This window comes from Mesorhizobium sp. M1307 (assembly GCF_040318155.1).
In the GTDB taxonomy this organism is placed as follows: Bacteria; Pseudomonadota; Alphaproteobacteria; order Rhizobiales; family Rhizobiaceae; genus Mesorhizobium.
On sequence record NZ_JAMYLR010000009.1, the window covers coordinates 29,955 to 55,086 of the forward strand.

Genomic DNA, 25,132 nt, shown 5'->3' on the forward strand with positions numbered 1-25,132 from the left:
TGGGAGCGCTTTGGTGCAGCGCGGACGCTGCTCGTCCGCACCTGACCACAAAGGGTGACGCATTCTTAGGCGGTCCGATTGACATTTTGAGTATGTGCGCTTGACTGCTTCGATGGATCGTCAGCAGGGCGGCAAGGAGATCGCTTCATGGCTGCAAGGTTTGGGCCTTGAGCAGTATGCCGGCGCATTCATCGACAACGACATTGAACCGGCAATTCTACCAAAGCTCTCCGACGATGACCTGCGGGAGCTTGGCGTAAAATCTGTTGGTCACCGGAGAAGAATCCTGGCCGCCATCGCCGAGCTCTCGCGTCCACCGGCCCAACCGCCGAAAGCAGACGACGATGCCAAGCGGGATGCTCTCCAAAGTGCAGTGCCTAGGCGAGAGGGGAGTGAGGCAGAGAGGCGCAACCTGACGGTTATGTTCGTCGACCTCGTGGGATCGACCGTGCTGGCCTCGACGCTCGATCCTGAGGACTTGGGCTCGGTCATAGCCGCATATCAATCGTTGGTCGCCGCAGAGGTCGCCCGTTATGATGGCTACGTCGCCAAATTCATGGGCGACGGCGTGCTGTGCTACTTCGGCTGGCCACTCGCCCACGAGGAGGACGCCGAGCGGGCGGTCCGCTCGGGACGTTCCATTGTGAAAGCTGTCGCCAGTTTGCGCACTCCTGCTCAAGTGCCAATTGCAGCTAGAGTGGGAATTGCCACGGGATTATGTGTCGTCGGAGAAGTCATCGGGACTGGGTCCGCACACGAAGAAGTCGTCGTTGGCGAAACACCCAATCTCGCCGCTCGGCTGCAAGCCCTGGCCCAACCGGGATATGTGGTGGTCGCCGAGAGCACGAGAAAGTTGCTCGGCGGAATATTCGCGGTCGAGAGCCTGGGTCCTATCGAACTGAAGGGATTTTCGGTACCGGTCTCGCCATTTCTGGTTGTCGGGGAACATGCAATCGAGACACGCTATGACGCGCGCGTCACGAGCGCTCCTCAAGTCATGTTCGGAAGAGACCTCGAACTCGGACTTGCTCTCGAACGATGGGGCCAAGCGAAGAGGGGCGAAGGCCAGCTCGTGCTTCTCAGCGGCGAGGCGGGTATCGGAAAATCTCGCATCACCCGCGCCTTGATCGACGCGGTCTCTCAAGAGAAACATGTGCGGGTGAGCTATCAGTGCTCGCCGTATTACTCTGGCTCGCCGCTCTATCCAGCTGTTCAGCAGCTCCGCCGCACTATCGGTATTGGAGAAGCCGATGGGGATGAAGAGAAGGTCAGAAAGCTCGAAGCCACCAAAGGTCCAGCAAATCCGTTGTTGCCTATTTTCGCTTCCCTGCTCGAGCTTCAAAAGCACCACAGCGATGCTTTGACAGGCCTGAATCCGCAGCAACTGCGAGCGCGAACGCTTGACGGATTGTTGGACGACATCCTCGACGCTGCAGCAAGGCTGCCATTGTTGTTCGTGATCGAGGACATCCACTGGATTGACGCGACGACGCTCGAATTGTTGGATCAATGTGTCGAACGGATTCAGCACGCTCGGGTCATGATGATGGTGACGACGAGACCGACCTTCGAATACGGTTTTGGCGGACATCCCATAGTGACGAAATTGACGCTTAATCGCCTGGGCCGTGAACAGACCACCGCTTTCATCGAGAAGCTCGCTGGCGATATTCGACTACCGCCCACCATTGTGGACAAGATCATCGCCACGACGGATGGTGTGCCGCTGTTCATTGAAGAGCTGACAAAGGGTGTTCTCGAAGCCCGCCACTTCGATCGCGCAGCCGTCTTCGACGAAGATCATGCCAGACTCGCAAATCTCGACATTCCGCTAACGTTGCACGATTCGCTGATGGCCCGCCTCGACCGATTGCAGCCGGTCAAGGAAGTTGCGCAAATGGCCGCATGCATCGGCCGCGAATTCCGCCACGACCTCCTTCGATCGGTCACGCGGCTCAGCGCTGCCCAGTTGGAAGAGGCACTCGATCAGCTCGTGGATGCCGAGCTCGTCTTCCGTCGCGGACGGGGCTCGGACGCACGATACACGTTCAAGCACGCGCTCGTTCGCGATGCTGCCTATCACAGCATGTTGAAATCGGTGCGCCAGCACATACACAGCCGGCTGGCCGACAAACTCGGCTCGGAGTCGACAGCCGAACCGGAACTGGTTGCACACCACCTCATGGCGGCAAAGCGGTATCGTGAGGCAGCTGAATGCTTCCTCCAAGCTGGGCGCGCTGCCGCGGCGCGATTTGCCAATCCGGAGGCGGTCGCGCATTTCACGAGCGCGCTGGACGCCCTGGAAGCAGCCACTAACTCGGCCGATGCAAATGAGCTTGAACTCGGAATCCGGATTGAAATGGGCGTCCCGCTGAACGCGTCAGCTGGATATGCGTCGGAGAAGGTTGAAGCGAACTTTCTCCGTGCCGAAGAGCTTTGTATATCCACGGGCCTCACGTCCAACCTCTTTTTTGCCCGACGTTCGCTTTGGAACTTCTATCTTGACCGGCCTGACCTGCACCGGAGCCGACACCTGGCCAAGGAACTCCTTGTCGAAGCCTCGTGCAGAGAAAACGTTGAGGAAACGACTTTGGCGCATCGGGCGCTCGCCACGTCCTATTTCTATCTCGGTGCCATTGGGGATGCTGCACGGGAGGCCGAGGCTGGAATCAATGCCTGGGCGACCTCCGATAGGCATTTCGATGTCGCAAGGTATGGAGAGGACGGCCCCTCGATTTGTCGCAGTTATCTCGGCGTGGCGCAGGTGCTCGCAGGGCGGGTCGATACCGGGCTCGCCAATTGTGCGTCGAGCGTTGAAACCGCGGAGCGGCTCGATCATCCGCTCAATCTGGCATTTATCCTCATGAACCTCGCCCTTGCTCGACGTTTCCGCAATGAGCCGGCCGAGTGCCGCGCGATCGCTGAACAGATGCTCATTTTAGCTGACAACCGCAGACTGGCATCCTGGTCCGGCGGTGCTCGCACGTTGCTCGGCTGGGCCATCGGCAGCGACCTACCCGACGAAGGGCTCAAAATGCTGCGAGACGGCATTAACCGTTGGCGCTCGACGGGCTCTGAACTGCACTTGCCACACTTCTATTCGTCGATTGCGGATATTTGCCTCCGGCATGGACGGATCGATGAGGGCCTCGGGGCGATCGAGAATGCTATCGAGGCGATGGACAAAACCGACGAGAGATGGGCGCAGGCTGAAATAGAACGTATTGAGGGTTGCTTGATCGCCAAGGCGGATGTGACCCGAGGGATGAAAGTCCTAACTAAAGCCTATGACACTGCGATAAGTCAGGGCGCGCATTGGTTGGCGGTTCGTGCTGCAACCGAGTCGGCCAAGCTCTCAACAAGTTCGGGCCAGGAGCTCCGAGCTGACTGTCGGAATCAGCTTCGGATTAGCGAGACCGCTGAAGGCCTGGAAACCTCGGTCATCCGCGAAGCTGATGCGATTTTCGCATCGGTGTTGTAGGCTGACGAGCAATCACTGGAGTCCGACGAGGGGCCGAGCATCAGCTGCCAAGCGCAAGGGCTGATTCAACGAGAGCAACCGATCAAGCTTGTGGTTTCCGAATAGCACGCCTTGCTATCCCTTTTTGCGACCGACGGATTTGATGCCTTCTCTTGTCTCGCGCCTGAACACATCTTGCGAGACATGGACCAAGAAAGTGATCTCGGCAGGCTTGAAGGAGGCCGCGCATTCTGCGGACTGGTATTTTCCGCGAGATTGTGCCCCTGGCTATTCTTCCATGACGAGCGCCACCCGCAATGGTGGTGAAATCCCACAAAAGCATCTTGCGCCCGGCGCCTGACAGAGCGATTCTGCGCCTTGCAAGCGCTCTCGCGCGCCAAGCGGCCCGCGAAGATCACGCGCGCGAACAGGCCGAGAAAATAGATCATGAATCGAGCCGCGATATACGCACGCTTCTCAACCGATCTTCAGAATGAACGATCAATAGACGATCAACTCACGCTCTGCCGAACTTACGCTGAGCGTGAGGGTTTGAACGTTGTCGCAACGTTTGACGATCGGGCTCGCTCCGGCGGTTCGGTCATGGGGCGCGATGGTTTGCTCCACCTTATGGACAAAGCTCGTGAGCACGAATTTGATGTGCTCGTCGTCGAGGCGCTTGATCGGCTCTCTCGTGACATGGAAGACCTTGCCGGCATTCACAAGCGCCTTTCATTTCTTGGTATCGAAATTCGTGCCGTTCATGAGGGGGTGGTAAACACAGTCTTGGTCGGGCTTCGCGGCCTTGTTGGGCAGCTCTATCGAGAGGACAATGCTCACAAAGTTCGGCGAGGCCAAGCTGGCCGAGTTAACAAAGGGCTCCATGCGGGTGGATTAACCTACGGCTATTCTTACCTGCTGGGCGACCCTGGAAAGCGCCTGATCGCAGAGGACGAAGCCGAGGTCGTGCGTCGCGTCTTTAGGGAATACGTTGACGGACGGACGCCGCGCGACATCGCTTACAATCTCAATAAAGACGGCATACCACCACCTCGCGGTCGAGTCTGGAATGCCTCCACCATCAATGGAAATGCACAAAGAGGGACTGGGGTGCTTCAGAATGAACTTTATGCCGGCCGGCTGATTTGGAACAAGGTCCGAATGGTCAAGGACCCCGACACCGGCAAACGTATCTCGCGCCCAAATCCTAGAGGCGAATGGCAAACTGTCGAAGTTCCCGACCTTGCCATTATCTCGCCCGAACTGTTTGAAGCGGCACGAGCCAGGAAAAAGGCTCGTGCAGTTACACACCCAAGCCATCAGCGCCGGCCCCGACATATGTTGTCGGGGCTTTTGAGGTGCGGTGCTTGTGGAGCGGGGATGTCCTCAAACGGCAAGGACAAGTCCAGGCGAATTCGTATCCGTTGCTCGGCGGCGACAGAGAACGGGACATGCCCTGATCCGAAGACTTTCTATCTGGATACGGTCGAGAATGCTGTCTTAAACGGGCTCACCGCGGAGATGCGCCATCCGGATGTGATAGCCCAGTACGTCCAGACGTATCACGAAGAACGAAGGCGCCTGGCAGCCGAAACCGATGCGAAGCGCACTCGTTTGGAACGACGGCTTGGAGAGCTATCTCGGGAGATCGATCGGCTGGTCAATGCCATCGCCAAGGGTCATGGCGACCCAGCCGTGTTGGGGCCGCAATCAACGGCGCTCAATGAAGAACGTAAGTGCATTGTAGCCGAGCTGGACAACGTGCCCGCGCCGACTGATGTCATTGCACTGCATCCTGCGGTGCTGGCGCGCTACGAGGAACAACTAAACCAGCTTCAAACAGGGCTTGCCGAAGGCGTTGTGGCCGGCGATTCCGAAACCGCAGAGGCGATGCGGGACTTGATCGAAACTGTTACTGTGTTTCGAGATCCATCAAGGATCGGCGGCATTGAAGTCGAAATCGCCGGGCGTCTCACCGCGCTCCTGGGCGAGGATGCCTTTCCCAACGGCGTCAAAGGAATGTGGGGAAAGGTGGTAGCGGGAGAGGGACTTGAACCCCCGACCCCAGGATTATGATTCCCGTGCTCTAACCAACTGAGCTACCCCGCCAGGGCGGCGAAGGCCCGAAATCCAGCTTAAATCGGCAGGCATATCGGCGCGTTCGCCAAGGTCGCGCGGATATAAGGTTGCGAGGCCAAGCCTGTCAAGCATCGAAGTGGCTGCCGCGCCGGCATATTGCTGGCGCCGAAAGCTTTGCCGGGCAGACATTTGGGCGCACAGGCCGGGGTTGAGTTCAGCGAGGCACGTCGCTATGTCTCGGCCACGAAAGCCATGGTCATGAATTGATGAAACCGCGCATTGCAGTCCTCGGTTGCGGATACTGGGGCAGCAACCACATCCGCACCCTAAAGGCGCTCGGCGCGCTGCATGCGGTTTCGGACGTCAACCCCGCGCGCGCGGAGGGTTTTGCCAGCGAGCAGGATTGCCTGGCGATAGAGCCGGAGGCGCTGTTTGCCCGCGACGATGTCGACGCCATTGTCATGGCGCTGCCGCCGCAGTTCCATGCCGACATGGCGGTGCGCGCCGTGCTCGGCGGCAAGGACGTGCTGGTGGAGAAGCCGATCGCGCTGACGGTGGCCGATGCCGAACGCTCGGTGCAGGCGGCCGCCGATAATGGCCGTGTCTTCATGGTCGGCCACGTGCTGCGCTTTCATCCCGCCTTCGAGACGCTGAAGGCGCTGATCGACAATGGCGAACTCGGCGAAGTCCGCTACATCCATTCGCATCGGCTCGGCCTCGGCAAGTTCCACACCGAAAACGACGCGCTATGGGATCTGGCGCCGCACGATCTGTCGATGATCCTGGCCATCACCGGCACCGAACCGGTCGAAGTGCGCGGCGAAGGCGCTGCTCTTCTCGACAATCTCAGCGACTTTGCGCATCTGCACATGCGCTTTCCCAACGGCCTGCGCGGCCATCTGTTCGCCTCGCGGCTCAACCCTTACCGCGAACGGCGGCTGACCGTTGTCGGCACCAAGGCGATGGCGGTGTTCGACGATGTCGAGCCGTGGGAGCGCAAGCTTGCCGTCTATCGCCACGCGGTGTGGCAGGACAGCGGCCAATGGGCGTTCACCGCCAACGAGCCGTCCTATGTCGCGGTCGGTGAGGGCATGCCGCTGACGCGCGAGCTGGAGCATTTCATCCACTGCATCGAGACGCGGGCCGAACCGCGCACCAGCGGCGAGGAGGCCATCCGCGTGCTGCGCATCCTGACCGCCGGCACCGTCGCCCATACAAGGCCCGCCCATACAAGGCGCTAAGAGAAAACGCCGTCTATTCGGCGGGAACCCGCGCCGGCTGGACGGCAAGCCGCGTCAGCATCGCCTCGGCCTCGGCGCCGCGCTCGGAGCGCTTGATGAAGCCGCCGCCGAACACGCGCGCCTCGTTGCCATCGTCGGAATAGAGCACGCAAGCCTGACCGGGTGCGATGCCGGATTCGCCGTCGACCAGTTCCACCGAAGTGACACCGGCGCGGTGATGCAACACGGCCGGGCGCGGCGGCCGCGTCGAGCGCACCTTGGCGAAAAGCTCAAGCCCGGCCGCCGGGATAGCGGTCAGCGGGCCATCGCCCAGCCAGTTCATGTTGCGCAAGAAGATCTTGTGGGTCTCCAGCGCCTCGCGCGGGCCGACGACGACGCGGGCCCGGTCGGCGTCGAGATGAACGACGTAGAGCGGCTCGCCCGAGGCGATGCCGATGCCGCGGCGCTGACCGACGGTGTAGCGCAAAATGCCCTCGTGGCGGCCAAGCACGCGCCCGTCTATATGGACGATGTCGCCTGGATTGGCGGCAGCCGGCTTCAGCTTGGCGATGATGTCGGAATACTTGCCCTGCGGCACGAAGCAGATGTCCTGGCTGTCCTGCTTGGCCGCAACCGTCAGTCCCATCTCCTCGGCGATGGCGCGAACCTCAGGCTTCGACAGGCCGCCGAGCGGAAAACGCAGATAGTCGATCTGTGCCTGGGTGGTGGCGAACAGGAAGTAGCTCTGGTCGCGGTCGGCGTCGACCGGCCGGTAAAGCGCGCGGTGGGCGCCATTGGCGCCGGAACGGATGTAGTGGCCGGTCGCCAGCGCGTCGGCGCCGAGTTCCTTGGCGGTCGCAAGAAGGTCGGCGAATTTCACCGTCTGATTGCAGGAAACGCAAGGGATCGGCGTTTCGCCGGCGACATAGCTCTCGGCGAACGGGTCGATCACCGCCTTGCGGAAGCGCTCCTCGTAATCGAGGACGTAATGCGGGATGGCGAGCGTCTCGGAGACGCGGCGGGCATCGTCGATGTCCTGGCCGGCGCAGCATGAGCCGGCCCGGTGCGTTGCCGCGCCGTGGTCATAAAGCTGCAGCGTGACACCGACGACGTCGTAGCCCTCGCGCTTCAGGAGGCCGGCAACGACCGACGAATCGACACCGCCCGACATGGCGACGACGACGCGGGTGTTTTCGGGGCGTCCGGGAAGATCGAGGCTGTTCATGGTTCTTTCGTTCTGCGCGGCGCTTCAATGCCAATGGCCGGAATATAGGTCAAGCGTCTCGGCTGCGCCAGCTTTGCCGGGCCGGCTCATTTTTCCTGCCGGGTTCAATGCGCTTGCCGGCAGATGTTTCAAATGCCGATGAAAAGGCTAACGCCGCGTTCATGATCCTTACCTAACCATTAGGGTCTGCTTAGGCAAATTTTAAAGCTGTGGCGGTAATGTGGTGGGGATTGGGTCTTTGAGTTTTTTGTAGAGAGTACGATGACCGATCTAATTAGACCGCGAGTCAAATATGTTATCGGGCCGGACGGCAGCCCACTTACCATCGCCGATCTGCCGCCGACGAACACACGTCGCTGGGTTATCCGGCGCAAGGCGGAAGTGGTGGCGGCGGTGCGTGGCGGGCTTTTGAGCCTCGAAGAGGCATGCCAGCGCTACAAGCTCACCACCGAGGAATTCCTGTCCTGGCAAGCGTCGATCGACGAATACGGCCTTGCCGGCCTGCGCACCACGCGCATCCAGCAATACCGGCATTAGGCCGATAAGGGCGCTGATCAGCGCCCTTACGTCTGCGAGGGGCGACGATCTGCAATTTCAGACCGTCAGCACCACCTTGCCGATCGGCCTGGTTGCGAGAAAGGCATGGGCGGCACCGGCCTGTTCGAGGGGAAACGCCTTTGCCACGTGGACGGCCAGCTTTTTCGCGTCGATCAATTTGCCGAGCTCCACCAGAGCGGCACGGTCGGGCACTACGGACATGCGCTCGACGTGGATGCCTCGCGTCCTGGCCTTTGCCTTGGTGGCATCGCTGACATCGAGCAGCGACACCAGAACGCCGCCGGCCGTGAGCACTTTCAGTGATTGCTCCGCATGCACGCCGCCGAACGGGTCCAGAACCAGATCGATGTCGCGGGCCTTCGCGGTGAAATCGTCCCTTGTGTAGTCGATCACCTCGCCGGCGCCGAGCGAGCGGACGAAATCGAGCTTTTCCGGGCTGGCGGTCGCGACGACGTAAGCGCCGTGCGCCTTGGCGATCTGCACCGCCAGGTGGCCGACGCCGCCGGCTCCGGCGTGGATCAGCACGCGCTTGCCAGAATCGAGCCGGCCATGGCGGACAAGGCCTTGCCAGGCCGTCAGGCCGGCCAGCGGCAGCGCGGCGGCTTGCGCGTGATCTATGCCTTCAGGTTTCGGCGCAAGCTCATCAGCCGGGACAGCGGCGAGTTCGGCGTAGGCTGCCGCCTGTTTGGGAAAGCGCGGCATGCCGAACACGGCATCGCCGACCTTGAGGCCGGAGACGCCGGAGCCCAGCGCCTCGACAGTCCCCGAAACATCCCAGCCAAGGACAAAAGGCGGCTCGCCAAGCAGCGGATAGTGGCCGCCGCGCACCGCACCATCGACCGGATTGATGCCGGCCGCTTCGATGCGGACGAGCACTTCGCCGGCTTCGGGTGATGGCGCGGGGCGATCGGCAATGACGAGGACATCGGGTCCGCCGAAGGAATTCTGGATAATGGCACGCATGGAAGGCTCTCCTGCTGGTTTTGATGTGCCACTATCATTTGGATAGTTATTTTCTCTTGTCTAGTATGTACCTTTTTGATATATATGCACCCCATGGATAGTGAAGATGTTTCCCCTTTTGGCTATGACGCCTTTCGGCGGTCGTGCCCGTCACACGCCGTGCTCGAGACGCTCGCCAGCAAATGGGTCTACCTGGTGATCTGTGCGCTGCGCCGGGGCCGGCTCCGCAACGGCGAATTGGCGCGCAAGCTCGAAGGCATCACGCCGAAAATGCTGACGCAGACGCTGCGTATCCTGGAACGCGACGGGCTTGTGCGGCGCGAGGTTTTCCCGGTCATTCCGCCGCGTGTCGAATATGAGCTGACCGAACTTGGCCAGAACCTGGCAGGACTGCTCAATCAGATCAGAGCCTGGTCGGAGCAGCATGTGCCCGACATCAAAAATGCGCGCGCACGGGCGGCGGAACAGCAAGAAGATCTGGATGCCTGAGGCGGGCACAGTTCGGTGCGCAGCAATAGCGCGCAAGCGCGACGCGCGTTAAAGTCTTGTTTTCAGCCGATCATGGCGCTGCGGCCGCCGGCTTCCGTGTCGCGCGCCTTGGTGTCGCGCGATTCCAGCATCTCGGCCTTGGAAAGCTCCGCTTCGGCTTCGCTCAGCAATGATTCGGCGACATTTCGCTGCTGGGCGAGGTCGCTTTGCGAATTTCTAAGGTTGTCGCGGCGTAGCCGTGCCGCCTTGGCGAAGGTCGGATAAGCAAAGTGATTGATGTCGGTGATGCCGGCCTTCTTCTCTTCGGCAGCGATCTGAAGTTCCAGCTCGACGGCCATGCGCTCGAATTCGGCGATCATCATGTCGAGCTGCAGCAGCTGCCGCCGCTTCTCGCTCACCTGAAATTGCTTCAGCCGAACGAGGTTTTCACGTGACTTCATGATTCGGTACTCCCGGAAACGCACACCTGCACATATCGTCCAATTCACCCGGCAAGGCCCAGGCTTGACCCGTTTCCACCGGCTTTCCCCGAACTATGGGAAACAAACTCCTAAAGTTTTTTGCCGGCGGTAACCATTCGTTTACGGGCATTGTTAATCATACGGCTCAGGACTTAAGGGCGGGTAAAAATTCTGCTTCTCGTCGGGAAACCCGGCCAACGAGTCCGAAGAGTCACTTAGCCTAGCTTACTAATGTGTCGCATTAACGGTTTGGGTCTGTGATTCGTTATTGGATTCAACAAGGTGTAGAAAGGGGTTAAAAAATCTGATACCGTCATGGACGGGGAATTAGGTTTTATTAACCATTCGATGGCAGCCTCTGCTCAGGCAATCACTGCTCCGGTCCTGGACGGGTCGTGAAATGGTCCGGCAGCAGAAAAGGGGAATGAAATGCGCGTTCTGCTGATAGAAGACGACAGTGCAACCGCACAAAGCATCGAGCTGATGCTGAAATCGGAAAGTTTCAATGTCTATACGACCGACCTTGGCGAAGAGGGCGTCGATCTAGGCAAGCTTTACGATTACGACATCATTCTCCTCGACCTCAATCTCCCCGACATGTCGGGCTATGAAGTTTTGAGAACACTTCGCCTGTCCAAGGTGAAGACGCCGATCCTCATCCTCTCCGGCATGGCCGGCATCGAGGACAAGGTGCGCGGCCTCGGCTTCGGCGCCGACGATTACATGACCAAGCCCTTTCACAAGGACGAACTGGTCGCCCGCATCCATGCCATCGTGCGGCGTTCCAAGGGCCACGCCCAGTCGGTCATCACCACCGGCGACCTGGTGGTCAATCTCGATGCCAAGACCGTTGAGGTCGGTGGCCAGCGCGTGCATCTGACCGGCAAGGAATATCAGATGCTGGAACTGCTCTCGCTGCGCAAGGGCACCACGCTGACCAAGGAAATGTTCCTCAACCATCTCTATGGCGGCATGGATGAGCCGGAGTTGAAGATCATCGACGTCTTCATCTGCAAGCTGCGCAAGAAGCTCGACGCCGCATCTGGCGGGCAGAATTACATCGAGACCGTCTGGGGCCGCGGCTATGTGCTGCGTGAGCCTGAAGATATCCGGGTCAGCGCCTGAAGCAAGGGCATGATCCCAAAATGGGCGCCGGCTTTCGGAAAACAACTTGGTAAAACAACGAGATAGAGCTCATCCGATTTTCGTCGGAATGGAACAGGCTCTGATCAGGCGGCAATCTTCAAGGCGCGGAAGCACTCGAGCAGTTGCGGCCGGTTGAACGGCTTCAGCAGGTAGCCCTGGGCGCCGGCGCGCTTTGCCCGCATGATCGCCCCGACGTCGACTTCGACCAGCGAAATCAAAACTTGCGGCACTACCGGGCTTTCCATGGCGCGCACGCGGCGGATGAGGTCCTGCGCCTGCATGTCCGGCAAGGCGCCGTCGACGACGATGATATCAGGCATGTCAACCGCGCACATCTCGATCGCCTCATGGCCGCTCGCGGCTTCGATCACCATCATGCCGGAACCGCCCAGGATACGCCTTGCAACCTTCCTGATGACGCTCGAATTGTCGACGAACATGCAGCGTTTCATTCCCGGACCCTCTTTGCCATGCGGCAAACCGACAGCGTCGTGGCATCTGCCGGGGAACATAGGCCGATCTGGTAAAGAAGCCGAAAAGCCGTTAGGTAAAATTTTCCTGAAGGTGTTTTAAGCGAAATCTTCTTTCGCAATGCTTTACGCAATTAATCTGCAAGCCGGTCTCACAGATGTTAAGACGACGCCGCAAATATGATTTGGAGAAAATACTTTCCCGGCTCTTAGCAGAACTTCAGACTGCAGAAAGGACGATCTCGTCGGCGGTCGCATGGATCGAAATCGTCATGTTGGCTTCGCGGGCCAGGAGCAGCGTGTAATAGGGCTGCACCGAATGCGCGTCGATCGGCTCTTCCGGCCTGTGGCCGGAATGCAATTCCAGGAATTTGGGCGGCACGCGGAGCATCGGGCCGCTCGCCGCGAGCGCAAAGCGCGGCTCGGTCTCGAGGTTCTCCAGCGTGACCACCAGCCTGCCGCCGCGCGGAATGGCGGCGTTAGCGACGAGGATGAGATTGAGCAGCAGCTTGACCTTGTTCTTGGGCAACAGTGCGCGGGTTCCGTTCCAGATCAGTTCCGGCTTCTCGTTCTTCAGGAAGGCGATGGCCACGGCCTCGGCGTCCCCGGTGTCGATCAGCATGCCGGCGGAACCGGCGGCGCCGAAGGCGATGCGGGCGAATTGCAGGCGGGCGGAGGCGTTTTTGGCGCTTTGGCGGATCAGCTTCATGGCGTCTTCGTCGGCGCCGCCTTCGTCGAGCAGCTCAAGCCCGTTGTTTATGGCGCCGACCGGCGAAATGATGTCGTGGCAGACCCGGCTGCACAGCAGCGCTGCCAGATCGGGTGCGGAAAGGGTGAAAAGCTCGGCCATCGGCAAAAATCCCTGCAAATTTCACAACACAATGACCGGGCGATCATGATCACGCCTGTCCACACGAATCACGCTCTCTCCCAAGCATTCTGAATACACAGCGCTTGTGCGTGCAGCAACAAATCCGAAATCATGATTGTCGAAAATGGCGTGTTCACGCAGCAGGGTGCTGCGCGGGCGATGTGAAAACAGCCTTCGAACCGCCATCTTCATGTGGGAGTTTAATGGTTGAAAAAGGATTACGGCATAGTTTGCCCCTAACAGTCATCCTTAACGGCCGCCAAAGAGCCGTACGGGTGCGAGGCGTCGGCGAAAGTGCTCCCTGACGGAGATTGGAAGCATGGTTTCCCGATTCTACGACCGGACTTTTTTCCGTGTCATCTCAATGACGATCGCGCTCATCGGCCTTGTCGCCTTTTCGGCATCGGCCGCGCGGGCGCAGGAATACACGGCGCAGGAGATCGTCGATTCCGGTCATAAATTCTTCGGCGCTACATCGGGCGGGCTCGCCACCGTCGTCGAGAAGATTTTCGCCACCTATGGCCTGCCGAACGGCTATCTGCTCGGCGAAGAAGGGTCCGGGGCGCTGATCGGTGGCCTGACCTATGGCGAAGGCACGCTCTACACCAAGAATGCCGGCGACCACAAAGTGTTCTGGCAAGGCCCGTCGCTCGGCTGGGATTTCGGCGGCGAGGGCTCGCGCGTCATGATGCTGGTCTACAATCTCGACGATGTTAGCAGCCTCTATAATCGTTTTGGCGGCGTCGCCGGCTCCGCCTATGTCGTCGCCGGCGTCGGCTTCAACGTGCTGAAGAACAACAATGTGCTGCTCGTGCCGATCCGTACCGGCGTCGGCGCTCGTCTCGGCGTCAATCTCGGCTACCTCAAGCTCACGCAGCGCGCGACCTGGAATCCGTTCTGACCTGCATGACCGGCCACGGCGATTGGAGCTGTGATGCCACGGTCTGAGCTTTGCCGCGGCATACTCTTGCCGTGGCGCCGGATTTCCGTCATGCGAAGATGGCAAAGTCGACCTTTGGCGGTTGCCATGCACAACGGATAGTCATCTTGGTCCAGTCGATCCTGTTCTTTGTCCTCGGCTTTCTCTGCGCGGGCTTTCTGGCGCTGATGATTGCTCCGGCCGTGTGGCGGCGGGCGGTGGCGCTGACGCGCAAGCGCGTCGAGGGCTCGATGCCGTTGACGCTGGCCGAGATTCAGGCGGACAAGGATCGCATTCGCGCCGAGTTCGCCGTTTCGGTGCGCCGGCTTGAAATGAACGTCAAATCATTGCGCGAGAAGGCCGCCGAGCAGCTGGTCGAGATCGGCCGCGACCGCGAAGCCCTGAAGGAATTGGCGGCCGAGCGACAGGACAAGAACCGGGTCGTCGCCGATCTTACAGCCAGGGGCGAGGAGCTTCGCAAGCGCGATGAGCAGCTGCAGCAGCTGTCGGAACGGCTTGCGGAGACCGAGCGCGCCCTCGAAAAGCGCGGGCTCGAACTGCGGAAACTGGAGCACATGTATGACGACGCCAGTTTTTCATCCAGCAGCCGGCAGATCGAGCTGGTGGCGCGCGAATCCGAGCTGCAGAAGTTGGCAAGCGACATTTCGCTGCTGCGCGGCCAGCGCAAGGAGGCGGACAGGCGCAGCCAGGAATTGGCAGCCGAAAGCAAGGTTTTGCGGGACGCGTTGAAGGCCGAGAAGAAAAGAACCGGCGACCTGGAAAAGAAGGTCGAACGCCTGCTCGCCTCGCTGGCCGATCGCGAGGACAGGCTGGAGCGCCGCGAGAAGGAACTGGTGCGCCTTCGCGAAAAGCCGAAAGGCGCTGAAAGGACGCCTGCGGTGGGTCTTGCCGGCGTGCCAGGCAGTCAGGTCAATGTGGCCGCCAACGGCGACATCGAAAAGACAACCGCCAAGCTCGATGCCGACCGCGAGCGGCTGGAGGCCAGGCTGACATCGCTGGCACGCGAGAACAGGCGGCTGAAGACAGATCTTGCTGCCGTCGAAACGTCGAAATCACAGGCCGGAGACTATACCGGCAGCGCCAGCGCCGCATTGCGCGAAGAGATGAACGATCTGGCGGCGCAAGTCGTGGCCTTGACGGCAAAGCTCGACGGGCCGGATTCGCCGATCGCCCGGGCGCTTGCCGCGCCTGAGGATACGCGGCCGGGGAGCGGCGGACGCAGCCTTGCCGATCGGGTGCGGGCGCTGCAGAAGGCCGCTTCGACCGACTGAGATTCCGCCACTTGGCCGCAAAATGCCCGACTCTCAAATTCCGGAAAAATGATGAAGTGCAATGGCTGACGCGGCGGCGACGTTCAGGCTGTCGAAGCCTTGCGCCATACCGATCCGCAGCGTCTGCAGGCGGGCAAGCAGGCTTTCTGGCAGGCCTTCGCCCTCGGTGCCGAGATAGAGCGCCAGCCGGCCTTTTCTCTTGGCATCGCGAATATCGATCTGCCCGCGCGGCGACAAGGCGAATTGGCTGAAGCCTTGCCGGTCGAGCATTGCGGTGCAGCCGGCGGTATCGGCAAAGCAGGCGAAGGGGACTTTCAAGGCCGCGCCCACCGAGACGCGGATTGCCTTGCGGTACAGCGGATCGCAGCAGGTCGGATCGAGAAGCACGGCATCCGCGCCAAAGGCGGCGGCATTGCGGAAGATCGATCCCATATTGTCATGATTGGCGATGCCGACCAGCACCACGATCAGCGCGCGGGCGGGCAGTGCGCCGAGCAAAGTTTCAGCGGAGACGGCCGCGCCCTTGCGGCCGATCGCCAATATGCCGCGATGCATGTGGAATCCGGCGATCCTGTCCATGACTTCGCCGGATGCGACATAGATCGGAAGCCCGGCAGGCGCCTTGCGCAGGACGTCATCGAGGCCGGCCAGCCGGTTCTCGAGCACCAGCACCGATTCCGCCTCGAAGCGACGGGCGGCAAGCAGCGTGTCGAGCACCACCTTGCCTTCGGCGACGAAACGGCCCTGCCGGCCGGCAAGATCGCGTTCCCGGATGTCGAGATAGGCGGCGACGCGGGGATCCTGCGGGTCGTCTATGCGGATCGGATTCATGGCTTCCTCGGCGGACCTGGCGTCGGCCGCGAATCGGGCTTCGGTTTCGGAAGGCACGATGCCGGATCCGAAGGAGTTCAGACCGTATCTCAGCGTCCAAATGGATGCACGCCGTTCTAACGGTCAAATCCAATCACTAGGCGCCGGGCGGAGACACCCTGCCTGGCCTCCTCGCGGCATGGAGATATTGATTCCCGCAGCACGGCTCTCCGGCCAAGCCGCTTCAATGCAGAATTTCGATGGGCGAAGGAACTACACAGGGCCATGCCGCGTCATAGAGGCGGGCTCCTGCTGCGGTCCTGGGAGGACATCGATGATCAGGCTCCTCCTCGTCTTTGCCGCGACGCTTGCCCTCGCATGCGGCGTAGCTCGCGCGGCCAAGCTCGATCCAGCCACCGTCAATCAGGCCCAATTCGCTATCGGCGAACCGAAGGGTGTCGATCCGATGCTGCTGAAGGCGCAGATCCTTCTGGATCGCGCCCGCTTCTCCCCGGGCCTCATCGACGGTCGCCTTTCCCAGAACTTCGCCAAAGCCGTCGCCGCGTTTCAGGCGGCAAACGGACTTCCGCCCGATGGCAAGCTCAGTCCACAAACCTGGAGCAAACTCATCGCAACCTCCGCCAAGCCGGTGCTGGTGACCTATGAGGTGACGCGCAAGGATGTGCGCGGACCTTTCACCAGGCGTATTCCGGCTCGCTTGGAGAGGATGGCCCGCTTGCGGCGGCTCGGCTATCGCAATGCGGTGGAGAGGTTGGCTGAGCGCTTCCACGTCAGCGAACAATTGCTGCGAATGCTCAATCCGGGCACCAGCCTCAGGAAACCAGGCAGGACGTTGGTGGTGCCTGATGTCAGCAGGGGCGACCCTCCCGCCGGCGTTGCCGTCGTCGAGGTCGACAAGGGCGCCCGCCTGGTGCGTGTGCTCGACCGTGCCGGCAAATGGCTGGCGGTCTACCCCGCCTCGATTGGGAGCGAGGAGAAGCCGGCGCCAAGCGGCATGGCGGAGGTCAGGCGCGTGGTGCACAACCCTACCTATCACTACGATCCGGACTTCGCTTTCAAGGGGGTCAAGACCAAGCGGCCCTTCACCATCGCTGCCGGGCCGAACAATCCCGTGGGATCGGTCTGGATCGATCTCTCCATCGAAAGCTACGGCATCCACGGCACGCCCGAACCAAGCAAGATCGGCACGACCTTTTCGCATGGCTGCATCCGGTTGACCAATTGGGATGCCGAAGACCTTGCCTCCATGGTGCAGCCGGGCACGAAGGTCGAGTTCAAGGACGAGATTGCGCAGGCCGCCGACGAGCGCGTTCAATAGCAAGGCTGACTTGGCAGCAAAGCGGACTTGGCAGCAAAGCGGACTTGGTAGCAAAGCGCATTTGGCGGGGGCATTCTCCGCCTCGGCCGCTCAGGTCCCGGCGCGACGCAGCCGGTGAGCCATCTGCGACAGTTCACCTTCGCCGAAAATGCCGTCCAGCATGTGCAGCAATTCGCGCACCGCCGCGGACTTGCAGGAATAATAGATCATTTGCCGGTCACGGCGGGTCTCGACAAGGTCGGAAGCCCTCAGCTTGGCCAGATGCTGTGACAGGGCGGATTGGCTGAGCGATACCTTCTCGGCTATGGCGCCGACCGACATCTCGCCCTCGGCCAGATAGCTCATGATCAACAAACGTTTTTCGTTGCCCATCAGCGTCAGAAACGCAGCCGCGGTTCCGGCGTTGGCGACTAGTTTGTTCGAGACCATAGATCCCCCATGCCTTCTTGCTCATCCGCCGCTATGGGGGCAATAGCGTCGGATTCCATAGACTTTCCCTATAGATGCACGCCAACGATTCAGCGTCACTCGCAAAGGTAGAACATTTCGCTCAAATCTCAAGGCTTGCTTTCCATGCAAGCCGATTAACCGTGCGGCTGTGATTAATTTGCCGATCGGGCAGCCTTTGCCATGTCGATCAGGACAGGCCTGAGGTCGCGCGCCGCTCTCAGCGGCTCGGGGAAGAAAACCCGACAGACATTGTCGCCCGATACGAGATCCATCCCGTCGGCGTCGAACCCGGTGACGATCCAGCCGTCACTCTCGGCCCCGCCGAAATGACTTGCGTAGAGGGCAATCGCATCGAGATGGTCGGCGTTCATGTGGTCGAGCGCCGATTGCTCCCCGGCGGCAAGCTCTTCGACGATCGCTCCCGTCGCGACCAGATCGGTGCGGTCGAGCAGATAGGCCTTGCCGAAGCCGCCGTTCAGGCTGGCGCGCTCCGGTTCGAGCCGGAAGATCGAAAAGTCGCCGAGCCCGGCATAGAGTTTTGCCTTGGGGTTGCGGTTGAGGTAGCGCCGCTCGGCGCGGGCGTGTTCGTTCGATCTGCGTTCGAGCCGCACGGCGCGGCAGACGAGCGTCAATCGCGGATGCGCCAGCGGATCGCCCTTGCCGGGTTCGCCGACGAGCAACGAGCAGCGCGGGTCGGCAAGGATGGCGCCGGTATGGGCGGACAGCATCGATACCAGGATCAATGGCGTGCCGTCGATGTCTGTGGCGACGCCGACCCGGCTGGCCAGCGGCGAACCGGTTCCTGGTTCGAGCACTGCCAACGCGCCGAAACGGGCGCTGCGGATCAGCGTCTTTGCCAGCCTGATCGCCTCGGTATCGGTCGCGCGGATCACGTCTTTCCTGGGTTCGTCCAAGGCATCACCGTCGCATTTATTTCGGCGCCATGCGGATGGCGCCGTCGAGGCGAATGGTCTCGCCGTTGAGCATCTGGTTCTCGATGATGTGCAAGGCAAGTGCCGCGTATTCCGAAGGCTCGCCCAAACGGGAAGGGAAGGGCACAGCGGCGCCGAGCGAATCCTGCACCTCCTGCGGCATGCCGGCCATCATCGGCGTCCTGAAGATGCCGGGTGCGATGGTGCAGACGCGAATGCCGGAGCGGGCGAGATCGCGCGCCACCGGCAGCGTCATGCCAACGACGCCGGCCTTGGACGCGGAATAGGCGGCCTGGCCGATCTGGCCGTCATAGGCTGCGACCGACGCGGTGTTGACGATGACGCCGCGCTCGCCGCCCTGCAGCGGCTCGAGCCTGGCGATCCGGTCGGCAACCAGGCGAATCATGTTGAAGGTGCCGACCAGATTGACCTCGATCACCTTGCGGTATTGATCGAGCGGATGCGGTCCGTCCTTGCCGATCGTCTTCATGCCGACAACGATGCCGGCGCAATTGACCAGGATGCGCGGTGCGCCGAGCGTCTCTGCCGCTTCCGCGACTGCGGCGGCACCGCTCGCGGCGTCGCTCACATCGCATCGGACGGCGATGCCGCCGATGTCAGCCGCCACCTTGGCCGCACGCTCGATACCGAGATCGAGGACGGCAACCCTGGCGCCGCCGGCGGCAAGAGCGCGCGCCGTCGCCTCGCCAAGGCCGGAGCCGCCACCGGTGACGATCGCAATCTGGCCGTTCGGGTTCATCTCGACGTCCTCCTCCGTGCCCAGACTATGACGCCAAGCCACCGTGCGACAGCACCGGCATGGTCATGCCATCGCGGCGATGTGCGCGGCAATCCTTGCCTGGTCGGCGTGGCAAACCTCGCCCGCCAGCCTCGCCACCGCGCCCGGCACGATCTCGTGCGCCAAAAGCCGGTCGGGGTCGACCGGACGCGGCATCGAGATCTGCCCCCGCGGCAGCCTTTTGAAGCCGAGCGGGCCATAATAGGGTTCGTCGCCGACCAGCATCACCGCCGGCGCGCCGGCCTTGGCGGCGGCTTCCAGCGCGATTGCCACTAGCTTGCGGCCAATGCCGAGATTTTTGAAGGCCGGCCGCACAGCGAGCGGCCCGAGCATCAGCGCGCGGCCGGCACCGGCGGCGATGCGCGTCATCCGTACCGAGGCGACGACGATTGCGCCATCGACGGCCACGAAGGACAAAGCGCGTTCGTGCGGGCCACCTTGGCGGATCTTGTAGGCGGCAAGCACGAAACGGCCCGGCCCGAAGGCCTCGTTATTGATGGCTTCGATTTCAGGATCGTGCGCCGGAGTTTCCGGCAGGTATTTCACGTCGGCCAGGTATTTCAAGTCGGCAAGGCTCATGGTCTTTGCGTTCCGGTATACGAGGAAAGGTTTGCTGCAAGCGGCAGCGTTCGCCAGTCAGCGCTTCATCAAGCGCGGGCGCTCTTTCGTCGTCGGTCGAACCGGATCATGGCAAAGTCGAACATGCGGATGTCCGCTAGCACCAATTTTCAGCCGCCGCAATCGGCCGGCGCAGCCGACCGCACTCGACGACGCAGCCGTTGACGATCTGTTCAGCATCGGGGATTTCCGCGGCGCCGCTTGGTGCCCTACATCGGGTAGGAACGCGAAAGGATATTGCATGGGATTGCTAGTCGAAGGCCAATGGCAGGACCGCAGGTACGATAGCGGGGAGAGCGGCGGCAAATTCGTGCGCGCGCAGTCGCAGTGGCGCGACTGGGTGACCCGCGACGGCGCGCCGGCCGAAGGGCGAAAACGCGGCTTCAAGGCCGAGCCCGGCCGCTACCACCTCTATGTCTCGCTCGCCTGCCCGTGGGCGCATCGGACGTTGATCTTTCGCGTGCTCAAAAAACTCGAGGACGTGATTTCCGTCTCGGTCGTCCATCATTTCATGGGCGCCGACGGCTGGACGTTCCTGGCCGAGGACGGCGCCACCGGCGACACGCTCTGCGGCCTCGATTTCCTGCACCAGATCTACACCAGGGCCGATCCCGGCTATTCGGGCCGGGTCACCGTTCCCGTGCTGTGGGACAAACGCGAGCAGACCATCGTTTCCAACGAATCCTCCGAGATCATCCGCATGCTCAATTCGGCCTTCGACGAATGGGGCGATGCCAAGCTCGATTTTTATCCGCAACCGTTGCGCGGCGAGATCGATGCGGTCAATGCGCTGGTCTATCCCGCGGTCAACAACGGCGTCTACCGTGCCGGCTTCGCCACCACGCAGGCAGCCTACGAGGAGGCGTTCGGCGAACTGTTCTCGGCGCTCGACATGCTGGAAAACCGTCTGTCGAGGCAGCGCTATCTCGTCGGCGGCCGCATCACCGAGGCGGACTGGCGGCTGTTCACGACTCTGGTCCGCTTCGACCCGGTCTATGTGGGCCATTTCAAGTGCAATCTGCGCCGCATCGCCGACTATCCGAACCTGTCGAATTACCTGCGCGATCTCTACCAGGTGCCGGGCGTCGCCGGCACGGTGAATTTGCACCACATCAAGTCGCATTATTACGGCAGCCACGAGACGATCAACCCGACGCGTATCGTGCCGGTCGGGCCGGAGCTGGACTATGGCGCGCTGCACGACCGCGCGCGATTCAGGAAGGCTGCGTGAGACCGGTGACCTAGCGGAAGGTTTCTGAGTCCATCTTTGCCCTTCTAACGAGTTCAGCTTTCAATATGGTATTTCCAAATCGATTGGAGTAGCCGAGCGACGTTGCAAGGAACGCAACGATGCCGCTGATCATGACGATCACGACCGACATCTGGGGCGGGATTGCGCGTAACAATCCCGACGGCAGAAGCACAGCCATTCCCAAAATCATTTCTATCAGGGTTGAGAATCCGACCATTTTCCAGAATTCAGTGCGAGTAAAAAGCTGAGCATGTCGCTTTATAAAAACGAAATATGTCACGAATGCCGCAACTAATTGTATTGTGAATTGGATGAATCTTCCAACTTTTGCTAACATGTATGGATCTATCGCAAGAACTATTGTCGAAATTAACGCTATCACGGAAAATGTGATCACATTAATTCCCGTGTAAAGTGATACATAGAGCGCGATTCTAAATCTATCGTTTTGGCTGTGTTGCATTTTTTCTCCTCATCGCTCAGCATTTATCTCTCTGAGAACAATGAATGCTGCCGGTCTATACCGACGCAGCCAAAGCTGTTGAAGAGATGATCTACCAGTAAGGCGATGCCGAATTCCCCCCAAAAACCTCGGCAATCCGCCGCAGCGTCGCCGGCGTCGTTCCCTGGGGCAAGCGGTCGAGCGGGAAGAAGCCGGCTTCGGCGATTTCGCGGTCGGGCAGCTTAGGGCTTGGCTGGTCGAACTCTTCGACCAGATAGAGGCCGACATGGTCGCGGCGGCTGGCGCGGCGGTTGAAATGCAGCGACTTCAGCACCGGCGGTCCGGTCAGCGCGATGTTGCCTTCCTCGAACAGTTCGCGCGTCAGCGCTTCGATCATCGTCTCGCCCAACTCGACGCCACCGCCGGGCAGGTGCCAGCCCGGGACATAGGTGTGGCGGATGAGGAAGACGGAATTGGAGCGGCGGTCGTGGATCAAGCCGCGCACGCCGAGCGTCATCGGCCGCCGCAGTACGAAATACAGGTGAAACAGCCTTGCCCTGAAGCCCGGCCAGCCGGTCTGGCGCAGGGCTTGCTCCGGATCCGGCGTCATCGTCCGCGAAACCGTGAGTGGAAAGCCGCGCGCGGCTCGCCTATGAAGAAAAGATGTTCAGGCTCGCGCATATTTCCGATGTCCATCTGGGGCCGCTTCCCGATGTAACCTATCGCGATCTCGCCTCCAAGCGCGTGGTCGGTTACGTCAATTGGCAGCGCAACCGCCGCCGCTACATGCACGATGCCGTCATCGACACGATCGTCGCCGACATGAAGGCCAGCGGGCCGGACCATCTCACCATCACCGGTGACCTGGTCAATCTGGCGCTCGACGGTGAGCTCGAGATGGCCAAGCACTGGCTGGAGACGCTGGGCTCGCCCAATGACGTGTCGGTCGTGCCGGGAAACCATGACGCCTATGTGCCGGGCGCCTTCGACAAGACCTGCCGGTCCTGGGCGGCGTGGATGACCGGCGACGGCGTCAATACGCCGGTCGACCGCAACACCTTTCCGTATCTGCGCGTGCGCGGCGATGTTGCGTTGATCGGCGTCTCCACGGCGCGCGCCACGGCTCCCTTCATGGCCAACGGCTTCTTTCTGGAAGGCCAGGCGGAAAGGCTGCGCGGCATCCTCGACGCCACGGGCAAGCAGGGCCTGTTCCGGGTGATCATGATCCACCACCCGCCGGTGCGCGGCGCCGTTTCGCAGAACAAGCGGCTGTTCGGCATCTCGCGCTTCCACAAGGTTCTTCACCGGCACGGCGCCGAGCTTGTGCTGCACGGCCATTCGCATGTGCCGTCGCTGTTCTTCATCGGCGCCCGCAAGATCAAAATTCCGGTGGTCGGGGTCGCCGCGGCGGGGCAGGCCCCCGGCAGTTCGCATGCGCCGGCGCAATACAATCTGCTCGACATCGACGGTGAAAAGGACAATTGGCGGATCAGGCTGACGCGCCGCGGCCTGACCGGGCCGGCATTGCCGCCCAGCGACCTGCAGACAATGGAGCTTGGCGTCGAGGCCGAGGCGTCGATGGCTAGAGCCATTCCAGGAAAAGTGTGAAACGGTTTTCCGTCCGGAATTGCGTCAAAACAAAGAGATAGTGCGGTTCAGCGTTTCCGTGAAACGCTGAACCGCTCTAGAAGCTGATTTTCATCGCGACGATGCGGTCCCAGAACAGCACAAGCGAAATCGCCAGGCCGACCAGGGCGCCTGCGGCGATCAGGCCGAGGCCCGAGAAGAACGCCGACCAGCCGTTGCTGCGCGCAGCGACATGCAGCGGCGGCTCAGCCTCCGCCACCAGGGCGCGTTTCAGGCCGGCGACGGCCTGCTCGATGCCGCCTTCCATCATCCTCTGGCGTTCGACGACGCGCTCGGCGACATAGCGCGTCACCTGGTCGGCAACGACCTTCATCTCGGTCGACTCGGCGAGCACGACGCGGCCGATGCGCGTGTCCTTGAGAAAGCGGTAGGTGCGGCGGTCGCGTCCCATGGCGACATGGCTGATCGCGTCGATCCACAGCCGTGGCTGCAGGCCGGACGAGACGGCGAAGTCGAAACTGTCCATATCGGTGGGTACGTCGCCGAAGACCGGCGCGAGTTCGGCGGCAAGCAGATCGAGCCGCATGCGATGCGCTTCGCGCATCTCGACGACGACGTCATCGCGGTCGGCGAAGGCGTTCTTGACGTCGCGAATGGCATCGGACAGTTTTCGCGACTGATCGATCTGGGTGATGTTCTCGCCTGCGTCCTTCATCGGCGTTGCCTCGCGGGGTTTGGTTAACACCGAATTAACACAGCCGCCGCCAAAATGCACTTGCGAGATCGATGAGCGGGCAAGGGTTCGCTGGAGCAGCACCAGCGCCGCCGCCGTGCCTGCGCGAAGACCGATCAGCTCGCCGCAGCGGCGAATCCCGGACGAAGCCGCCTGCTGCGGCGTCGCATATTGCGACGGACGGCCTCGACGACCAGGCCGGGCGCTTCCTCGACCAGCATATGGCCGGCTTCCAGCACGTGGTGCAGATGAAAATGCTTCGGCACGCCGTCCGCCTGGCTGACGGGCAGCACCGCGTCGTCGGTTCCCCAAACCACCATGACCGGCATGTTCAGCGTTTCCAGCCGTTCGCGCTGAATGACGCCTTGCCGATCATCCCTGGTCATGGCGGCTGCGAACTCGACAAGTGTCCGCGACTGGCCGGGACGCCGGCGCATCTCGTTGACGAGATCGACCCTATGCTGCAAGGGCCGGCTTTGCGGTCCCGACATGGCGGCAAGACAGGCGCGGATTTCATCCGTGCCGGCAGCGGCGGCGTAGCGACGCAGCAGCGGACCATTGATCTCAGGACCAAAACCGCCCGGCGACAGCAGCGTCAGCGAGGCCATCTTTTCAGGCTCGCTCAATGCCATCAGGGCGGCCACGGCGCCGCCCATCGAATGACCGACGAGATGAGCCCGCTTTATCCCGCGAGCGGAAAGATCGGCAAGGACGGCACTGGCTGCAATCCTGGCCGGACCGCCGCCCGGAAAATCGAGCGACAGCCCATGTCCCGGCAGATCATAGGCCAGGGTCCGCGCGCCGGGCGCCAGAGACTCGGCCACGTCGCGCCAGTCGTCGTGGCAGCCACCGAAACCATGCAGGAAGGCGATCGTTGTCGGGCCGGTGCCCCGTTCGGCAGCGTAAAGGGATGGGGTCATGCAAACTTTATGGCTTGGTGCCGGGATCAGTCAGGATGCCGGGGGCGGTCTTATGCGGATCAGTCTTTGCGGGAGGTCAGACTTATGCGGAGATCAG

At 61.4% G+C, this 25,132-nt stretch carries 25 protein-coding genes and 1 tRNA gene; 12 read left to right on the forward strand and 14 right to left on the reverse strand.

Annotation, left to right across the window (positions count from 1 at the left end; translation table 11 throughout):
* The first annotated feature begins 112 nt into the window (after window positions 1-112).
* Together NKH16_RS13260 and NKH16_RS13265 are read left to right on the forward strand one after the other, a co-directional pair.
* Window positions 113-3,481 carry an AAA family ATPase gene (locus NKH16_RS13260; RefSeq protein ID WP_352899822.1) on the forward strand — a complete coding sequence of 1,123 codons (3,369 nt, stop codon included), beginning with the start codon at window positions 113-115 and terminating at the stop codon, window positions 3,479-3,481.
* 426 nt (window positions 3,482-3,907) lie between these two features.
* The gene (locus NKH16_RS13265) at window positions 3,908-5,536 is read left to right on the forward strand and encodes a recombinase family protein (RefSeq protein ID WP_352899899.1); all 1,629 of its coding nucleotides are present in this window, start codon (window positions 3,908-3,910) and stop codon (window positions 5,534-5,536) included.
* Here NKH16_RS13265 and NKH16_RS13270 read toward each other — a convergent pair.
* Window positions 5,493-5,569: transfer RNA gene (locus NKH16_RS13270), tRNA-Met, on the reverse strand. The genes NKH16_RS13265 and NKH16_RS13270 overlap by 44 nt on opposite strands.
* A gap of 236 nt (window positions 5,570-5,805) precedes the next feature.
* Between NKH16_RS13270 and NKH16_RS13275 the strand changes: the two genes are divergently transcribed.
* Window positions 5,806-6,780 (forward strand): Gfo/Idh/MocA family protein, encoded by a 975-nt coding sequence (locus NKH16_RS13275; protein ID WP_352899824.1) that lies wholly within the window; start codon window positions 5,806-5,808, stop codon window positions 6,778-6,780.
* Window positions 6,781-6,793: 13 nt separating this feature from the next.
* On the opposite strand, the gene mnmA is transcribed toward NKH16_RS13275, so the two are convergent.
* Complete coding sequence (gene mnmA / locus NKH16_RS13280; RefSeq protein WP_352743352.1) at window positions 6,794-7,984, reverse strand: tRNA 2-thiouridine(34) synthase MnmA; 1,191 nt, start codon at window positions 7,982-7,984, stop codon at window positions 6,794-6,796.
* 261 nt (window positions 7,985-8,245) lie between these two features.
* Here mnmA and sciP point away from each other — a divergent pair, with 261 nt between their 5' ends.
* A complete protein-coding gene (gene sciP / locus NKH16_RS13285) occupies window positions 8,246-8,521 on the forward strand; it encodes a CtrA inhibitor SciP (RefSeq protein ID WP_023679563.1) in 276 nt (91 codons plus the stop codon).
* 57 nt (window positions 8,522-8,578) lie between these two features.
* On the opposite strand, the gene NKH16_RS13290 is transcribed toward sciP, so the two are convergent.
* A complete protein-coding gene (locus tag NKH16_RS13290; RefSeq protein WP_352743350.1) occupies window positions 8,579-9,505 on the reverse strand; it encodes an NADP-dependent oxidoreductase in 927 nt (308 codons plus the stop codon).
* A 93-nt stretch (window positions 9,506-9,598) separates the two neighbouring features.
* Here NKH16_RS13290 and NKH16_RS13295 point away from each other — a divergent pair, with 93 nt between their 5' ends.
* Window positions 9,599-9,994, forward strand: a complete 396-nt coding sequence (locus NKH16_RS13295; protein ID WP_352469683.1) for a winged helix-turn-helix transcriptional regulator — start codon at window positions 9,599-9,601, stop codon at window positions 9,992-9,994.
* A 62-nt stretch (window positions 9,995-10,056) separates the two neighbouring features.
* Here NKH16_RS13295 and NKH16_RS13300 read toward each other — a convergent pair whose 3' ends face one another.
* Entirely contained in the window at window positions 10,057-10,434 is a 378-nt protein-coding gene (locus tag NKH16_RS13300; protein WP_023719275.1) for a flagellar export protein FliJ, read from the reverse strand.
* Window positions 10,435-10,884: 450 nt separating this feature from the next.
* On the opposite strand from NKH16_RS13300, the gene ctrA reads away from it, so the two are divergent.
* Window positions 10,885-11,580, forward strand: coding sequence for a response regulator transcription factor CtrA (gene ctrA, locus NKH16_RS13305; RefSeq protein ID WP_006203583.1), 696 nt, complete (start codon window positions 10,885-10,887; stop codon window positions 11,578-11,580).
* Window positions 11,581-11,684: 104 nt separating this feature from the next.
* Here ctrA and NKH16_RS13310 read toward each other — a convergent pair whose 3' ends face one another.
* Window positions 11,685-12,053, reverse strand: coding sequence for a response regulator (locus tag NKH16_RS13310; RefSeq protein ID WP_023679559.1), 369 nt, complete (start codon window positions 12,051-12,053; stop codon window positions 11,685-11,687).
* A gap of 238 nt (window positions 12,054-12,291) precedes the next feature.
* Entirely contained in the window at window positions 12,292-12,921 is a 630-nt protein-coding gene (gene chpT, locus NKH16_RS13315; protein ID WP_023679558.1) for a histidine phosphotransferase ChpT, read from the reverse strand.
* Window positions 12,922-13,261: 340 nt separating this feature from the next.
* Here chpT and NKH16_RS13320 point away from each other — a divergent pair, with 340 nt between their 5' ends.
* Both NKH16_RS13320 and NKH16_RS13325 read left to right on the forward strand, forming a co-directional pair.
* The gene (locus tag NKH16_RS13320) at window positions 13,262-13,843 is read left to right on the forward strand and encodes a DUF1134 domain-containing protein (RefSeq protein ID WP_023679557.1); all 582 of its coding nucleotides are present in this window, start codon (window positions 13,262-13,264) and stop codon (window positions 13,841-13,843) included.
* 146 nt (window positions 13,844-13,989) lie between these two features.
* Window positions 13,990-15,153, forward strand: a complete 1,164-nt coding sequence (locus tag NKH16_RS13325; RefSeq protein ID WP_352743348.1) for a coiled-coil domain-containing protein — start codon at window positions 13,990-13,992, stop codon at window positions 15,151-15,153.
* Between the two features lie 33 nt (window positions 15,154-15,186).
* Here NKH16_RS13325 and NKH16_RS13330 read toward each other — a convergent pair whose 3' ends face one another.
* Window positions 15,187-15,984: a TrmH family RNA methyltransferase gene (locus NKH16_RS13330; protein ID WP_352743383.1), complete on the reverse strand. Its 798-nt coding sequence runs from the start codon at window positions 15,982-15,984 to the stop codon at window positions 15,187-15,189.
* Between the two features lie 313 nt (window positions 15,985-16,297).
* On the opposite strand from NKH16_RS13330, the gene NKH16_RS13335 reads away from it, so the two are divergent.
* Window positions 16,298-17,302 (forward strand): L,D-transpeptidase, encoded by a 1,005-nt coding sequence (locus NKH16_RS13335; RefSeq protein WP_352743346.1) that lies wholly within the window; start codon window positions 16,298-16,300, stop codon window positions 17,300-17,302.
* Between the two features lie 90 nt (window positions 17,303-17,392).
* Here NKH16_RS13335 and NKH16_RS13340 read toward each other — a convergent pair whose 3' ends face one another.
* The 4 genes from NKH16_RS13340 to NKH16_RS13355 all read right to left on the reverse strand — a co-directional run bounded on the left by NKH16_RS13340 (window position 17,393) and on the right by NKH16_RS13355 (window position 20,062).
* Window positions 17,393-17,731 carry an ArsR/SmtB family transcription factor gene (locus tag NKH16_RS13340; RefSeq protein ID WP_023679553.1) on the reverse strand — a complete coding sequence of 113 codons (339 nt, stop codon included), beginning with the start codon at window positions 17,729-17,731 and terminating at the stop codon, window positions 17,393-17,395.
* Window positions 17,732-17,904: 173 nt separating this feature from the next.
* Complete coding sequence (locus tag NKH16_RS13345; RefSeq protein ID WP_352743344.1) at window positions 17,905-18,666, reverse strand: HugZ family pyridoxamine 5'-phosphate oxidase; 762 nt, start codon at window positions 18,664-18,666, stop codon at window positions 17,905-17,907.
* Between the two features lie 16 nt (window positions 18,667-18,682).
* The gene (locus NKH16_RS13350) at window positions 18,683-19,444 is read right to left on the reverse strand and encodes a 3-hydroxyacyl-CoA dehydrogenase (RefSeq protein WP_352743342.1); all 762 of its coding nucleotides are present in this window, start codon (window positions 19,442-19,444) and stop codon (window positions 18,683-18,685) included.
* 63 nt (window positions 19,445-19,507) lie between these two features.
* Entirely contained in the window at window positions 19,508-20,062 is a 555-nt protein-coding gene (locus NKH16_RS13355; RefSeq protein ID WP_352743340.1) for a GNAT family N-acetyltransferase, read from the reverse strand.
* A 280-nt stretch (window positions 20,063-20,342) separates the two neighbouring features.
* On the opposite strand from NKH16_RS13355, the gene NKH16_RS13360 reads away from it, so the two are divergent.
* The gene (locus tag NKH16_RS13360) at window positions 20,343-21,332 is read left to right on the forward strand and encodes a glutathione S-transferase family protein (RefSeq protein WP_352743338.1); all 990 of its coding nucleotides are present in this window, start codon (window positions 20,343-20,345) and stop codon (window positions 21,330-21,332) included.
* A 119-nt stretch (window positions 21,333-21,451) separates the two neighbouring features.
* The gene (locus NKH16_RS13365) at window positions 21,452-21,601 is read left to right on the forward strand and encodes a hypothetical protein (RefSeq protein ID WP_352540966.1); all 150 of its coding nucleotides are present in this window, start codon (window positions 21,452-21,454) and stop codon (window positions 21,599-21,601) included.
* Window positions 21,602-21,907: 306 nt separating this feature from the next.
* Here the strand turns inward: NKH16_RS13365 and NKH16_RS13370 are convergent, their stop codons facing one another.
* Window positions 21,908-22,405, reverse strand: coding sequence for an NUDIX domain-containing protein (locus tag NKH16_RS13370; RefSeq protein ID WP_352743336.1), 498 nt, complete (start codon window positions 22,403-22,405; stop codon window positions 21,908-21,910).
* Between the two features lie 53 nt (window positions 22,406-22,458).
* On the opposite strand from NKH16_RS13370, the gene NKH16_RS13375 reads away from it, so the two are divergent.
* A complete protein-coding gene (locus tag NKH16_RS13375) occupies window positions 22,459-23,403 on the forward strand; it encodes a metallophosphoesterase family protein (protein ID WP_352743381.1) in 945 nt (314 codons plus the stop codon).
* Between the two features lie 76 nt (window positions 23,404-23,479).
* Here the strand turns inward: NKH16_RS13375 and NKH16_RS13380 are convergent, their stop codons facing one another.
* A complete protein-coding gene (locus tag NKH16_RS13380; RefSeq protein WP_352743334.1) occupies window positions 23,480-24,097 on the reverse strand; it encodes a hypothetical protein in 618 nt (205 codons plus the stop codon).
* A gap of 134 nt (window positions 24,098-24,231) precedes the next feature.
* Window positions 24,232-25,035 carry an alpha/beta fold hydrolase gene (locus tag NKH16_RS13385; RefSeq protein WP_352680920.1) on the reverse strand — a complete coding sequence of 268 codons (804 nt, stop codon included), beginning with the start codon at window positions 25,033-25,035 and terminating at the stop codon, window positions 24,232-24,234.
* Window positions 25,036-25,132 lie beyond the last annotated feature (97 nt).